Origin of the sequence: Xenophilus arseniciresistens (genome assembly GCF_028023875.1) — a bacterium.
Taxonomy (GTDB): Bacteria; Pseudomonadota; Gammaproteobacteria; order Burkholderiales; family Burkholderiaceae_C; genus Xenophilus; species Xenophilus arseniciresistens.
In genome coordinates this window covers 311,365-325,339 of sequence record NZ_JAQIPB010000003.1, presented here as the reverse complement: position 1 = coordinate 325,339, position 13,975 = coordinate 311,365, and the positions used below count along the sequence as shown (strand labels likewise).

The 13,975-nt window shown below is 65.6% G+C and carries 14 protein-coding genes and 1 tRNA gene; 4 read left to right on the top strand and 11 right to left on the bottom strand.

The features are described from left to right. Positions 1 to 35 precede the first annotated feature (35 nt). The 9 genes from PGB34_RS10180 to PGB34_RS10140 all read right to left on the bottom strand — a co-directional run bounded on the left by PGB34_RS10180 (position 36) and on the right by PGB34_RS10140 (position 9,460). Complete coding sequence (locus PGB34_RS10180; protein WP_271427964.1) at positions 36 to 1,061, bottom strand: hypothetical protein; 1,026 nt, start codon at positions 1,059 to 1,061, stop codon at positions 36 to 38. A gap of 13 nt (positions 1,062 to 1,074) precedes the next feature. Continuing rightward, a complete protein-coding gene (locus PGB34_RS10175) occupies positions 1,075 to 2,091 on the bottom strand; it encodes a hypothetical protein (protein WP_271427963.1) in 1,017 nt (338 codons plus the stop codon). Then, positions 2,091 to 3,581, bottom strand: a complete 1,491-nt coding sequence (locus PGB34_RS10170; RefSeq protein WP_271427962.1) for an MBOAT family O-acyltransferase — start codon at positions 3,579 to 3,581, stop codon at positions 2,091 to 2,093. The genes PGB34_RS10175 and PGB34_RS10170 overlap by 1 nt, the downstream gene beginning before the upstream one ends. An 88-nt stretch (positions 3,582 to 3,669) precedes the next feature. Continuing rightward, on the bottom strand, positions 3,670 to 4,275 hold the full coding sequence (gene coaE, locus PGB34_RS10165) for a dephospho-CoA kinase (protein ID WP_271427961.1): 606 nt from the start codon (positions 4,273 to 4,275) through the stop codon (positions 3,670 to 3,672). Between the two features lie 2 nt (positions 4,276 to 4,277). Continuing rightward, positions 4,278 to 5,246, bottom strand: coding sequence for a prepilin peptidase (locus PGB34_RS10160; RefSeq protein WP_271427960.1), 969 nt, complete (start codon positions 5,244 to 5,246; stop codon positions 4,278 to 4,280). Further along, positions 5,243 to 6,496, bottom strand: a complete 1,254-nt coding sequence (locus PGB34_RS10155; protein ID WP_271427959.1) for a type II secretion system F family protein — start codon at positions 6,494 to 6,496, stop codon at positions 5,243 to 5,245. The genes PGB34_RS10160 and PGB34_RS10155 overlap by 4 nt, the downstream gene beginning before the upstream one ends. A gap of 27 nt (positions 6,497 to 6,523) precedes the next feature. Beyond that, positions 6,524 to 8,257: a type IV-A pilus assembly ATPase PilB gene (pilB, locus tag PGB34_RS10150; protein WP_271427958.1), complete on the bottom strand. Its 1,734-nt coding sequence runs from the start codon at positions 8,255 to 8,257 to the stop codon at positions 6,524 to 6,526. Positions 8,258 to 8,389: 132 nt separating this feature from the next. Then, a tRNA-Pro gene (locus PGB34_RS10145) sits at positions 8,390 to 8,466 on the bottom strand. Positions 8,467 to 8,509: 43 nt separating this feature from the next. Next, entirely contained in the window at positions 8,510 to 9,460 is a 951-nt protein-coding gene (locus PGB34_RS10140) for a polyprenyl synthetase family protein (RefSeq protein ID WP_271428257.1), read from the bottom strand. 219 nt (positions 9,461 to 9,679) lie between these two features. Between PGB34_RS10140 and rplU the strand changes: the two genes are divergently transcribed. The 4 genes from rplU to proB all read left to right on the top strand — a co-directional run bounded on the left by rplU (position 9,680) and on the right by proB (position 12,628). Beyond that, complete coding sequence (gene rplU, locus PGB34_RS10135; protein ID WP_225783837.1) at positions 9,680 to 9,991, top strand: 50S ribosomal protein L21; 312 nt, start codon at positions 9,680 to 9,682, stop codon at positions 9,989 to 9,991. A 15-nt stretch (positions 9,992 to 10,006) separates the two neighbouring features. Then, positions 10,007 to 10,264, top strand: a complete 258-nt coding sequence (gene rpmA / locus PGB34_RS10130) for a 50S ribosomal protein L27 (protein ID WP_271427957.1) — start codon at positions 10,007 to 10,009, stop codon at positions 10,262 to 10,264. 98 nt (positions 10,265 to 10,362) lie between these two features. After that, positions 10,363 to 11,427, top strand: coding sequence for an Obg family GTPase CgtA (gene cgtA / locus PGB34_RS10125; protein ID WP_271427956.1), 1,065 nt, complete (start codon positions 10,363 to 10,365; stop codon positions 11,425 to 11,427). Between the two features lie 64 nt (positions 11,428 to 11,491). After that, positions 11,492 to 12,628 (top strand): glutamate 5-kinase, encoded by a 1,137-nt coding sequence (gene proB / locus PGB34_RS10120; RefSeq protein ID WP_271427955.1) that lies wholly within the window; start codon positions 11,492 to 11,494, stop codon positions 12,626 to 12,628. A 61-nt stretch (positions 12,629 to 12,689) separates the two neighbouring features. Here the strand turns inward: proB and PGB34_RS10115 are convergent, their stop codons facing one another. Both PGB34_RS10115 and PGB34_RS10110 read right to left on the bottom strand, forming a co-directional pair. Continuing rightward, complete coding sequence (locus tag PGB34_RS10115) at positions 12,690 to 13,187, bottom strand: CNP1-like family protein (protein ID WP_271427954.1); 498 nt, start codon at positions 13,185 to 13,187, stop codon at positions 12,690 to 12,692. A 37-nt stretch (positions 13,188 to 13,224) separates the two neighbouring features. Further along, entirely contained in the window at positions 13,225 to 13,902 is a 678-nt protein-coding gene (locus tag PGB34_RS10110; RefSeq protein ID WP_271427953.1) for an RNA pyrophosphohydrolase, read from the bottom strand. Positions 13,903 to 13,975: the final 73 nt, after the last annotated feature.

Sequence of the window (13,975 nt, the reverse complement as noted above, 5' to 3'; positions counted from 1 at the left end):
TGCTTGCAGAAAAGGCCTTGCGCTTCATCATAGCGTCAAGAGCCAGTTGCGGACGTAGGCGGTGGCAGGTGCTTGCGCACTTCCTGCAGCATCAGGGCGCCCATGGCCCGCTGGCCGAACATGGACATGTGCGTGTCGTTGGGGAAGTAGAAGTCCTTGACCTCGTGCCTTGCGGCTTCGGCGAAGTCGAACAGGTTGGGCCCCAGTTCGGGGTGCGCGCGCAGGCGCTGCACGAAGGCCGCCGAGTGCTCGCGGTCCAGGTAGACCGTGGTCTTGTTGGGGATCACCATCCACAGGATCTGCAGCGGCGCCTGGGTCGCCGTGATGCGCTGCATGCGCTCGAAGGTCTGCTGCGTGAGCGGCCCGTGGTCGATGTCTTCCTTGAAGATGGGCAGCTTGTTGCACAGCGCGTGGGTGAACTGCTTGCAGCCATCGGGCACCACGCGCACCAGCGTTTCGTCGCCATGCTGGGTGTCGCCGGGCTCGTTGAGTGTGCGGCGCGTGTTGCGCCAGGTGATCAGGCCGGTGGTGAGCTTGGCGCTCCAGTTCAGGCCGCCCGACGGCTTTTGCGTCAGCGGGCCCAGGAAGGGGTCGGGACGGATCTTGAGCTTGCGGCCCTCATCGATGTGGGCGCAGGCCTCGCTGCGCTGCACGCGTTCGTCGAAGGCGCGCTCGATGCTCTGGGCGATGACCAGCTTGCCCTTGAAGCCCTGGGCGCGCAGCCATTCGTTGAAGTCGCCGCACATGTAGCCGATCTCGCCCCAATAGGTGGTAGCGACCTTGTAGCCCGCACGCACCAGGTCGGCCTGCCAGTACAAGGTCATCGAGAAGCTGTCGCCCAGCACCAGCACGTCGGCCTGGTCCAGCGGCGCGGAATGCAGCAGCGCTGCATCGACGGTGGGTGGCGTGTGGGTCCAGCCGAACTGGGTTTCCGACAGGCGACCGATGCGCGTGAGGTCGCCATAGGGGGCGGGCGTGAACAGCGTCCAGACCAGCAGTGCAGAGATGAGCGCAAAGCCCACGCAAAAGGTCTTGAGCCAGAGAGTGGCGGCGTTCTTCATGTCTTGAGCGGCGTCATCGCGGGGCGCCGATGGTGCTGCGCACATAGTCGAGCATGTGGCGGCCAAAGTACAGCTGGCCCTGCATGGACCAATGGTTGTCGTTGGGCCAGTACAGGTCCTTCATCTCGCGCCGGCCCTGTTGCGCCAGCGTGAACAGGTCGGGGCCAACGGCCAGTTCCCGGGCGCGCTGGGCGTAGGCCGCAGCGCGCGCCCGGTCCAGGTACACGGTGGTCTTGTTCGGGATCATCATCCAGCGCAGCGTCACGGGCGCGGTCTGCTGCATGAAGCGGTGCATGAACTCGGCATCGGCCGGCTGCAGCTCGGGGTTGGTGCGATCCATCAGCAGGAACAGGTTCTTCTCGCACAGGCGGTGGCTGAACTGCGCGCAGCCATCTTCCAGCGGGCTGGCGAAGACCGAGGCGCCAAAGCGCTCGGCGTCGAAGTTCACGATCCCGGGAGACCGTTCGATGCGCCGTGTGTTCTGCCAGGTGATCACGCCGTTGAGCAGCCGCGCATTGGTGTTGAACCGCGGCACGGGCGGCGGCGGCGAGGGGCTGACGGGGGGCGGCGGCGACAGCTTCATCGCACGCGTGCCCATGGAGGCGCAGCCGCGCATGGCCTCCAGGCGCTCGGGCATCAGGTACTCGATGCTCTGCAGCAGCACCAGACGGCCCTGGAAGCCCCTGGTCTTGAGCCAGTCGCCGAAATCCTGGCACACCGGGCCGACGAAGTCCCAGTGCGTGGTCGACACGTGGTAGCCTGCGGCCACCAGTTCGCTCTGCCAGGCGAAGTAGTTGCTGAAGCTGTCACCCACGATCAGGATGTCGGCCTGCTCGATGGACGACTGCTGAATCCGCGCGTAGGGGATGTCGGGCTCGCGCTGGCGGCCCTGGAACTGATGCTCGGAGATCTGCGCGATGCGCGTGAGCGCGCCCGTGGGCACGGGCGTGAAGAGCGTGACCAGCAGCAGCGCCGTGATGACCACGGCGCCCGCGCAGAAGATGCTGAGCCAGAGCTTGGCGGGACGCATCAGAACTGGAAGTACAGGAAGGGGCTGTAGGTGCCCAGCTTCGAGATCGACAGCCCCATCAGCACCACCGTGAAGGCCGCCATGCCGATGGTGGCTGCGGCGCTCAGCTGCGGACGCGCGGCCAGACGGGGCACCGAAGGCACCCAGCGCTGCAGCGAGATGGTGGGCGGCAACGCCAGGCAGATGACCATGCCCAGCAGCAGCGTCTGAAAGAACTCGGGCTTGCGGTAGGGAATGGAGAACTCCGCGAAGGCCGACAGCGACGCGCCATTGAGCCCCAGCATGCCCTTGTAGATGTGCACGGCCGTGGTCATGCTGTCGGCGCGGAAGACCACCCAGGCGACCATCACGCACAGGAAGGTGATGGCCCAGCGCAGCGGCACCGTCCAGCGGCTGGGCTTGGCGCCCTTGCGCACGAACTGGTTCCACAGGTGATTGATGGTCAGGTAGAAGCCATGCAGCGCGCCCCAGACCACGAAGGTCCAGGCCGCGCCATGCCACAGGCCGCCCAGCAGCATGGTCAAAAACAGGTTGATGTAGCGCCGCGCTTCGCCCTTGCGGTTGCCGCCCAGAGGGATGTAGAGGTAGTCGCGCAGGAAGGTGGACAGCGAGATGTGCCAGCGGCGCCAGAAGTCGATGATGCTGGTGGACTTGTAGGGCGAGTTGAAGTTCAGCGGCAGCCAGATGCCAAAGCACAGCGACAGGCCCACGGCCATGTCCGAGTAGCCCGAGAAGTCGAAGTAGATCTGCAGCGTGTACGCGAGCACGCCGAACCAGGAACTGACCACCGTGGGAATGGTGCCGCCGGCCACGCCGTTGAAGAACATGTCGGCGTACTCGCCCATCTTGTCGGCGATCAGCAGCTTCTTGGCCAGGCCGAAGCTGAAGATGGCCAGGCCCAGCGCCACCTTGTCCGGGTTGACGCGGTAGGTGGCCGGGTTGGCGAACTGCGGCATCATCTGCGCGTGATGCAGCACCGGGCCGGCGATCAGGTGCGGGAAGTAGGTGACGAAGAGCACGTAGTGCACGAAGCTGCGCTCGCGCACCTTGCCTTGCCAGCAGTCCACCAGGAAGGCGATCTGCGTGAAGGTGTAGAAGGAAATGCCGATCGGCAGGATCCAGTGCAGCAGCGGCAGCGGCTCGATGTGGGCCGAGCTGAGACCGAAGTTGACGCTGTTGATGAAGAAGTCCGCGTACTTGAAGACGCCCAGCACACTCAGGTTGAGCACCAGGGCAGCGATCAGCATGCGCTTGCGCCCCTTGTCGCTGCGCCCTTCCTGGGGCGTGAGCTGCAGCCCGAACCAGTAGTTCCAGCAGATGGAGGCCAGCAGCAGCGGCAGCGCCTCCAGGCTCCAGTAGCCGTAGAAGAACAGGGAGGCCAGTCCCAGGAAGCCCGCTGCTGCCCGCGTGTTGCGCCATCCGATCAGGAAGAAGCCGAGCAGAACGATCGGGAAGAAGGCGAAGATGAACGCGTATGAATTGAACAGCATCGTGAGTGAGACGGGGCGCGTGGCACACACGCGGTGATGGGGAGTCTCTGGCCGCCAGAAGAGGCGGCACGTGCGGGTGAGCCGGCGATTATCGCGCGGCGACCCAGCGCGCCCACAAGAGCGCCACTTCCTCGTCGAGGGTCGCCAGCGACTTGCCCTGGTTGTGCAGCACGGCATCTGCCGCAGACCGCCGCAGGGCGCGCGGGGCCTGCTGCGCAATGACCTGCTCGACGGTTTCGCGCGGCCAGCCTGAGCGCGCGATCACGCGCTCGATCTGCGTGGGCGTGTCGGCATCGACCACCAGCACCCGGTCGACCCGGCTGCGCCAGCGACCCGACTCCACCAGCAGCGGTACATCGAAGAGCACGGCCGGGCCCGTGGCCCGCAGGGCCTGCTCGTCGCAGGCTTGGCCGATCAGGGGATGAAGGATCTGCTCGAGCTGCTGCTTGGCCCCGGCGTCGGCGAAGACCCTCTCGCGCATGCGCTGGCGGTCCATGGCGCCGGTGGCATCGATGATGGCGGGCCCGAAGACCTGGGCCAGAGGCCCGATGGCTGCCCCGCCCGGCAGCGTGAGGCTGCGGGCGATGGCGTCGGTGTCGACCAGGGTGGCGCCGCGCTGCACCCACAGCGCGGCCACGGTGCTCTTGCCGCTGCCGATGCCTCCGGTGAGGCCGATGCGTACGGGCTGCGCCATCCTCAGGAAATGCGCAGGGTGCCCAGCGGGAAGGCGAAGGGCGCCCAGGCCTGCAGGGCCGATGGCCCCAAGATCAGGCACAGCAGGCCTGCGCCGGCCAGGAAGGGGCCGAAGGAGATGTGGATGTCCTTGTGCGCCAGGCGCCCCGTCAGCAGCAGCGCGCCACCGAGGATGGCGCCGACCAGCGACGAGGCCAGGATGATCGCGAGCAGGAATTCGGCACCGAACCAGGCGCCCAGCGCGGCCAGCAATTTGAAGTCGCCATAGCCCATGCCTTCCTTGCCCGTGGCCAGGCGGTAGAGGTGGTAGACGCTCCACAGGCTCAGGTAACCGGCCACCGCGCCCCAGATGGCAGAGGCCGGCGTCACGCCGGTCCAGCCCAGCGCCGCACCGGCCAGGCCCAGCCACAGCAGGGGGTAGTTGAGCGAATCGGGCAGCAACTGCGTGTCAAGGTCGATGGCGAACTGGCAGATCAGCAAGGCGCAGAAGGTGGCCCACAGCGCGGCCTGCGGGCTCAGCCCCCAGCGCCAGGCACACAGGCCGAACAGCAGGCCGCAGGCCAGCTCCACCAGGGGATAGCGCCAGCCGATGGCGCCGCCGCATGCGCTGCAGCGCCCCCGCAGCAGCGCGAAGCTCAGCAGCGGAACGTTCTGCCACCAGCGGATGGGCGCGTCGCAATGGCCGCAGCGCGAGCGCGGCTGGGCGAGGTTCAGAGGACCGAGCTTGTCGACTGCGGCCAGGGCCTCGGCCGCGCTGCTTTCCAGGGCGTGCGGCGCCTGGGCAGAAGGTCCCATCACCAGGCGCCAGAGACTGGGCACGTCGGGGATCGGCGCCAGATTGCCCACGGCATCGCGCAGCCACTCGCGATAGAGCATCAGCGGCACGCGATGGATCACCACGTTGAGGAAACTGCCGACCAGCAGGCCGAACACGCCGCCCAAGGCGGCGTCGAGCCACTGCGCCTGCATCAAACGACCTGGCCCAGCTTAAAGATGGGCAGGTACATGGACACCACGATGCCGCCGATGATCGTGCCCAGGAACACGATGATGATGGGCTCCATCAGGCTGGAAAGACCCGCGACCATGTCGTCGACTTCCTGTTCATAGAAGTCGGCCGCCTTGCCCAGCATGTGGTCGATCGAGCCGGACTCCTCGCCGATGGCCGTCATCTGCAGCACCATGGACGGGAAGATCTGCACGTTGGTCATGGCCGTGGTCAGGCTGGTGCCGGTGGACACTTCCTGCTGCACCTTGGCGGTGGCATCCGCGTACACCGAATTGCCCGAGGCGCCGCCCACGGAGTCCAGCGCCTCCACCAGCGGAACGCCAGCTGCGAACATGGTGGACAGCGTGCGCGTCCAGCGTGCGATGCAGGACTTGTTGATCAGGTCGCCGAAGATGGGCACGCGCAGCAGCAGCCGGTCCATGGTGCGCTGGACCTTCTCGTTGCGCTTCCAGGCCTGCATGAAGAAATAGAAGCCGCCGCCAATGCCGCCGAAGATCAGCCACCAATAGGAGACGAAGAATTCGCTCATGGCCATCACGAACAGCGTGGGAGCGGGCAGGTCGGCACCAAAGGACGTGAACACTTCCTTGAAGGCCGGGATCACGAAGATCATGATGATGGCCACCACCACGAAGGCCACCACCACCACCGAGGTCGGATACATCAGCGCCGACTTGATCTTGGACTTGATGGCCTCCGTCTTTTCCATGTAGGTGGCCAGCCGGTCCAGCAGGTCTTCCAGGATACCGGCGGCCTCGCCGGCTTCGATCAGGTTGCAGTACAGGCTGTCAAAGTACTTGGGGTACTTGCGGAAGGCCGAGGACAGCGAAGTGCCGGTCTCCACATCGGAGCGGATGTCGTTGAGCAGGCGCGCGACGTTGGGGTTGGCATTGCCGCGGCCCACGATGTCGAAGGCCTGAAGCAGCGGCACGCCGGCCTTCATCATGGTGGCCAACTGGCGCGTGAAGATCGCGATGTCCTTGGGCTTGATGGCCTTGCCCGAGCGCATGCGGCGCTTCTTGATCTTGGTGACCAGGATGCCCTGGCGCCGCAGGCTGGCCTGGATCTGGTTCTCGCCCGAGGCGCGCATCTCGCCGCGCACGGTCTTGCCGTTGCGGTCGCGCCCTTCCCAGTCGTAGATGGTCTCTTTGCTGTTGTTGCTGCTGCTCGTGCTGGTGCTGCTGCGGGGGCTGCTGCGTGCGGCGGTGGCCATGGCGATCCCTTGTTTTCTGCTGCGCGATTATTCGTTGGTCACGCCCAGCACTTCTTCGAGCGAGGTCACGCCTTGCATGACCTTCTGCAGCCCGGATTGCCGAAGCGATCGAACGCCTTCCTTTTGCGATTGCGCCGCAATGTCCAGGGCGCTGCCGTCGCGAAGAATGATCTTCTGGATCTCTTCGCTGATGGGCATGACCTGGTAGATGCCGACGCGTCCCTTGTAGCCGGCATTGCAGGCCGCACAGCCCACGGGCCGGTAGGGCTTCCAGCTGCCATCGAGCTGCTCTGGCTTGTAGCCGGCGTCCAGCAGCGCCTGCCGCGGAATCTCGGCGGGCGCCTTGCACTGCGCACACAGGCGCCGGGCCAGGCGCTGGGCCGTGATCAGGATGACGCTGGAAGCGATGTTGAAGGGCGCGATGCCCATGTTGCGCATCCGGGTCAGCGTGGTCGGCGCGTCGTTGGTGTGCAGCGTGGACAGCACCAGGTGGCCCGTCTGGGCGGCCTTGATGGAGATGTCGGCGGTTTCGAGGTCGCGGATTTCCCCCACCATGATGATGTCGGGATCCTGCCGGAGAAAGGCGCGCAGGGCGGCTGCAAATGTCAGGCCGGCGCGCTCGTTGACGTTGACCTGGTTCACGCCAGGCAGGTTGATTTCAGAGGGGTCTTCGGCGGTGGCGATGTTGACGCCGCTCTTGTTCAGCAGATTGAGGCAGGTGTAGAGCGACACCGTCTTGCCCGAGCCGGTCGGCCCGGTGACCAGGATCATGCCGTAGGGCCGGCCGATGGCCGCCATCAGCCGCTCCTTCTCGTCTGCGTCGTAGCCCAGCGCGTCGATGCCCAGCTTGGCGCTGCTCGGGTCCAGGATCCGGATCACGATCTTCTCGCCAAAGAGCGTGGGCAGCGTGCTGACGCGGAAGTCGATCACGCGGTCGGGTCCGATCTTGAGCTTCATGCGGCCGTCCTGCGGCACGCGCTTCTCGGAGATGTCGAGCCTGGAGATGACCTTGATGCGGGAGGCGAGCTTTTCCTTGATGGCGGTGGGCGGCGCGGCGATCTCGCGCAGCTCGCCATCGACCCGGAAGCGGACGCGGTAGTTGTGCTCGTAGGGCTCGAAGTGGATGTCGGATGCCTTCATGTTGAAGGCGTCGATCAACATCTTGTGCAGAAAGCGCACCACGGGTGCGTCTTCCACTTCGGCGACCGCCTGCTCGCTCTCTTCGACGCTCTCGCTCGAGGCCAGCTCGTCGAATTCGAAGTCGGAGCCCACCATGCTGTCGATCGCATCGGTGGTGCTGGTGCTGGTGGCTTCCACCAGGCGCAGCAGCTTGTCGTATTCGGCGATCACCCAGTCCACGCCCATCTGGGCCGTGAACTTGATCTTGTCGATGGCCTGCTGGTCGGTGGGGTCTGCCGTGGCAACGATCAGCCGGTTGCTGCGCTTGCCCAGCACGACGATCCGGTAGGCCAGGCACAGCTTGGCGTCCAGAAGATCCTTGGGCAGCCGATGGACATCGATGGCGTCGATGTCCAGCAGGGGAGCGCCGAAGGCCGTGGACAGCGTGTGCGCCAGGTCGGCTGCCGAAACGGCTCCCGAGCCAGTGAGTTCCGCAATGAAACTCGTACGCGAACTGCGCGACTTCTGGTAGATGTCTTCCGCAGCCTTCGCCTGCAGCTTTCCGGCAGAAATCAGTGCACGCGCCAAGCCAGGCAGGGCGACGGCAGTTGAATCTTTGGAAATGGGATCGGCGGCAGCCATTCGGCGCTTGTAACTAGACGTGAAAAGTGATTCACGATCATCGCCGATGAAGGGGGTGAAGTAAATGACGCGTCCGCAACAAATTGCGAAGCTGTTGGCATTGTGGTCAGCGCGCGTGACCTGCCAGGAAAATGGTCGGGGTGAGAGGATTCGAACCTCCGGCCTCTACGTCCCGAACGTAGCGCTCTACCAGGCTAAGCTACACCCCGATTTCAGTCTGACTCTTCTGGCCGTCCTACCCTGCGGGGTCCATCAGGCTCTGCGCTCAAGCAGCTGAGCCGCTAATTGTAGCAAACCTTCTGCGTGCTGGTTGCGCGGCAACGCATCGAGTGCCTGAATTGCACGCTGGGCCTCTGCTGCAGCGGCATCGCGCGTGGCCTGGAGCGCGCCACTGTGGCGCACGATGGCCATGATCTGCGGCAACTGTTGCACGTCGCCTTGCTGGATGGCTTCCCGGATCAGCGCCGCGTCTGCGGCTGGGGCACTCTGCATGGCCAGGATCAGCGGCAGGGTGGTCTTGCCTTCGCGCAGGTCGTCGCCCACGTTCTTGCCGGTTTCGGTCGCGTCGCCTTCATAGTCCAGCAGGTCATCGATGACCTGGAAGGCCGTGCCCAGCGCCTGGCCGTAGGTGGCGCAGGCTTCTTCCTGCGCGGCCGAGACCCCGGCCAGCACGGCCGCCAGCCGCGTGCTTGCCTCAAAGAGCTTGGCTGTCTTGGACCGGATGACCTGCAGGTAGGCGGCCTGGTCCAGCGAAGCGTCGCCCATGTTCATGAGCTGCAGCACTTCGCCCTCGGCGATCACGTTGGTGGCCTCGGCCAGGATTTCCATGATCCGCATGTTCCGGGCATCCAGCATCATCTGGAAGGCGCGCGAATACAGGAAATCGCCCACCAGCACACTGGCGGCGTTGCCGAAGGACTGGTTGGCGGTCGGCCGCCCGCGGCGCAGGGTGGACTCGTCCACCACGTCGTCATGCAGCAGGGTGGCTGTATGGATGAACTCGACCACGGCCGCCAGGTTGAATCGCTGGTCCCCGGTGTAACCAAGGGCGCCGCTCATCATCAGAAGCAGCACGGGCCGCAGTCGTTTGCCGCCGGCGGCGATGATGTAGCGAGACACCTCGCTGACCAGTGGGACCCCGGTGGACAGTCGGGCGGCGATCACCTTGTCGACTTCTGCCATGTCTTTGGCAACAAGTTGCATCACGGTGGCGGTGGGGTTGGCGGGGGCTTGGGGGGCAGACAAGGGGCGCGGCGCGCCTGGGCGCGGGTAGAGGCGGAACGCCGGGAATTATAGGGAGCGCCCGTCGGCCAAGGCTTTGCGTGCCCCGTGGTTCTGTACAGGGCTGAGGCGCCGTGCTATCATTGCAGGCTTCGCGGAATCCGCCGCGGGGACTAACTTCGCAAGATCCGAAGGGTTTATATGTACGCGGTCATAAAAACCGGTGGCAAGCAGTATCGCGTTGCTTCCGGCGAAAAAATCAAAGTAGAACAGATTGCTGCGGACGTGGGCCAGGAAATCGTGATCGACCAGGTTCTGGCTGTCGGCAACGGCGCTGAAATCAAGGTTGGTACGCCCCTGGTGTCCGGCGCAACCGTCACGGCAACCGTCGTGGCGCATGGCAAGCACGACAAGGTTCGCATCTTCAAGCTGCGTCGTCGCAAGCACTATCAGAAACGTCAAGGCCATCGCCAGCAGTTCACGGAGCTGCAGATCGGTGCGATTGCCGGCTAACTGGAGCAAGACACCATGGCACAGAAAAAAGGCGGCGGCTCAACGCGAAACGGGCGCGATTCCAAGCCCAAGATGCTCGGCGTGAAGGCCTTCGGCGGCCAGGTGGTGAGCGCAGGCTCCATCATCGTCCGTCAACGCGGCACGCGCATGCACGCTGGCACGAATGTCGGCGTCGGCAAGGACCACACGCTGTTCGCGCTGGTCGATGGCCGGATCTCCTTCGGCTCCAAGGGTGCGCTGAACAAGCACACCGTCAGCGTGACGCCCGTCTGAGCCTCTCGCGCTCGGATGCACGCGAAGCCCCGCTGGTCGGGGCTTTTCTGCTTTCAGGCCGGCTGCAAGGCCTGCCGCATTTGTAAACTGGGTTTCCCATGAAGTTCGTCGACGAAGCCTTCATCGATATCGCCGCCGGCGATGGCGGCAACGGCTGCGTGTCGTTTCGCCATGAGAAGTTCAAGGAGTTCGGCGGTCCCGATGGCGGGGACGGCGGGCGCGGCGGCCACGTGCTCGCCGTGGCCGACGTGAACCTCAACACGCTGGTGGACTTCCGTTTCTCGCGTCGCCATGAGGCCAAGCGGGGCCAGCACGGCATGGGCTCCGACATGTTCGGCGCTGCCGGGCAGGACGTGACCCTGCGCATGCCCGTGGGCACCGTGATCAGCGACGCCGAGACCGGCGAGGTGCTGTTCGAGCTGCTGACGCCCGGAGAGACCATCACCATCGCCAAGGGTGGCGACGGTGGCTTTGGCAACCTGCGTTTCAAGTCGTCGATCAACCGCGCGCCGCGGCAGAAGACGCCCGGCTGGCCCGGCGAGCGCCGCAGCCTCAAGCTCGAGCTGAAGGTGCTGGCCGATGTGGGGCTGCTGGGCATGCCCAATGCGGGCAAATCCACGCTGATCAGCGCCGTTTCCAATGCGCGCCCGCGCATTGCCGACTATCCCTTCACCACGCTGCATCCCAACCTCGGGGTGGTGCGCGTCGGGCCGGAGCAGAGCTTCGTCGTTGCCGACCTGCCGGGCCTGATCGAAGGCGCATCGGAGGGGGCGGGCCTGGGCCATCTGTTCCTGCGCCACCTGCAGCGCACGCGTTTGCTGCTGCATGTGGTGGACCTGGCGCCTTTCGATGAGGGCGTGGACCCGGTGGCGCAGGCCAAGGCCATCGTCGCCGAGCTCAAGAAATACGACGAAGGGCTTTACAAGAAGCCGCGCTGGCTGGTGCTCAACAAGCTGGACATGATCCCGGCCGAAGAGCGCGAGGCGCGGGTGGCTGACTTCGTCAAGCGCCTGCGTTTCAAGGGGCCGGTGTTCCAGATTTCCGCGCTCACGCGCGAAGGTTGCGAGCCGCTCGTGCAGGCGGTCTATCAGCACGTGAAGGCCGAGCAGGTCGCTGCGCAGCCGCCCGCGGAGCAGGACCCGCGCTTCACCGATCCTCTTTGATGGCGGCTGCAGCGCAGGTCTGCCTGCGCCGCATTCGTGCCCCTTCGGTCCACTTTCTTGCACCATGAACCAGATTGCCGCTTCTCCCGTGCTGCGTGACGCCCGACGCATCGTCGTCAAGGTGGGCTCCAGCCTGGTGACCAACGAGGGCCGCGGCCTGGACGAGCGTGCCATCAGCGAATGGTGCCGCCAACTGGCCGCGCTGGTGGGCGAGGGGCGTGAAGTGGTCATGGTGTCCAGCGGTGCCGTGGCCGAAGGCATGAAGCGCCTGGGCTGGTCGCGTCGCCCGCGCGAGATCCATGAGCTGCAGGCGGCGGCGGCCGTGGGTCAGATGGGCCTGGCCCAGATGTATGAAAGCCAGCTGCGCAGCCAGGGCATGGGCAGCGCGCAGGTGCTGCTCACGCATGCCGACCTGGCCGACCGCGAGCGCTATCTCAATGCGCGCTCGACCCTGCTCACGCTGCTGTCGCTGGGCGTGGTTCCGGTGATCAACGAGAACGACACCGTGGTCAACGATGAGATCAAGTTCGGCGACAACGACACGCTGGGCGCCCTGGTGGCGAATCTGGTGGAGGCCGATGCCCTGGTGATCCTGACCGACCAGAAGGGCCTGTACACGGCCGATCCGCGCAGCAATCCCGACGCCCAGTTCGTGCATGAGGGGCGTGCGGGTGATGCCGCGCTCGAGGCCATGGCCGGCGGTGCGGGCTCCAGCATCGGCCGCGGCGGCATGCTCACGAAGATCCTCGCGGCCAAGCGGGCGGCGGGCTCGGGCGCCTCAACCGTGATCGCCTGGGGCCGCGAGCCCGACGTGCTGCTGCGCCTGACGCGCGGCGAATCCATCGGCACGCTGCTGGTGGCGCAGACGGCCAAGCACCATGCGCGCAAGCGCTGGATGGCCGACCACCTTCAACTGCGTGGTGCCGTGCGCGTGGACGCAGGTGCAGCGTCCAAGCTGCGCGGCGAGGGCAAGAGCCTGCTGCCCATCGGCATGACGGCGGTGGAGGGCGAGTTCTCGCGTGGCGACGTGATCGCCGTGCGCGATGAGGCCGGCCTGGAGCTGGCGCGCGGCCTGGCCAACTATGCGAGCAGCGAGGCGCGCCTGTTGTGCCGCCGTGCGTCGGCCGACATCGAGGCCTTGCTGGGCTATGTCGCGGAGCCGGAGATGGTCCACCGCGACAACATGGTGCTGACGGGCTGATTCGCCCGCCTGCGCCCACCGGGCCGGCGTTCAGGCTGGCCGATGGGCAGCCCGCGCAGGCTCAGTAGCGCAGAATCTCCGGCTGCTTGAGTTCGCGGATCATCTCGCCCACGGTGCTGCGCGGCGCGCGTCCGCCCGCGCACAGGCTCTGCTTGGCCAGCTGATAGGTGTAGATGGAGTTGCGGTCGTCGATGCGCTTCCACTCGGGTTTCTTCACCTCGTCCCACTGGTTGCCGCTGTAGCGTGCGTAGGTCTTGTACTCCTCGGTCGCGCAGCGCACGCCCTCATAGAAGGCGTTCACCGTGCTGCCGCCTTCACGATAGGCAATCACCACATAGCGCACCACGCCGTCGCCCGTCACGCTCATGGTCTGCGGGTCCACGCCGAAGCGCAGCGTCATGTAGTGCGGCATCTCCAGCGGCACCAGGCGGCGGATGTCGAAGGCCGGCGGCGGAGGTGCCTCTTCTTCCTTCCACTCCTTGGGCTCGAAGCGGCTGTGGTCCAGGCCGCCATCGCGCTCGTGGCGGATGCGTGCCTCTTCCTGGGGCTGGGCCTGCACAGCCTGCGAGGCGAACAGGGCCAGGCAGGCCAGGGCGCTAGCGCGCAGGAAATCGCTGATTCTTGGGGTCGGACGTGAAATTTGCGGCATTCGGAGACAGCGGCGAAGCCGCCGCGCTGGGGTCCGGGTCAAAGCTGGCACCCGGGGGAAGTTCGAAGGAAGGTTCGGCCTGGGGTTCCATCGGCGTGCGTTCAGCATCCCGATGGCGCGAGCCGCCGCGCAGAAAGCGGTTGCGCATGTCGTGGCGCGGCAGGAAGCGCGCCAGCTCGGTCAGCGCCATTTCGTACACGCCGCGCTTGAACTCCACCACCACATCCAGCGGCACCCAGTAGTCGTTCCAGCGCCAGGCATCGAACTCGGGATGGTCGGTGGCACGCAGGTTCAGATCCCAGTCGTGCCCCATGAGTTGCAGCAGATACCAGATCTGCTTCTGGCCCTTGTAGTGGCCGCGCGCGTCGCGGCGGATGAAGCGGTCTGGCACCTCGTAGCGCAGCCAGTCGCGCGTGCGAGCCACGATGCGCACATGCTCGGGGCGCAAGCCCACCTCTTCGTGCAGCTCACGGAACATCGCCTGCTCGGGGGTCTCGCCCCGGTCGATCCCGCCTTGCGGAAACTGCCAGGAATGGGTGCGGATGCGCTTGCCCCAAAAAACCTGGTTTCTCTGGTTGAGCAGGATGATGCCGACGTTCGGCCTGAAGCCGTCCCGGTCAAGCATAATCAAACCCCAATTTTTGAACTGGTTCGATTATGCATAGATGCGCCCAGGCCGGTGCATGCAGGTCAACCCG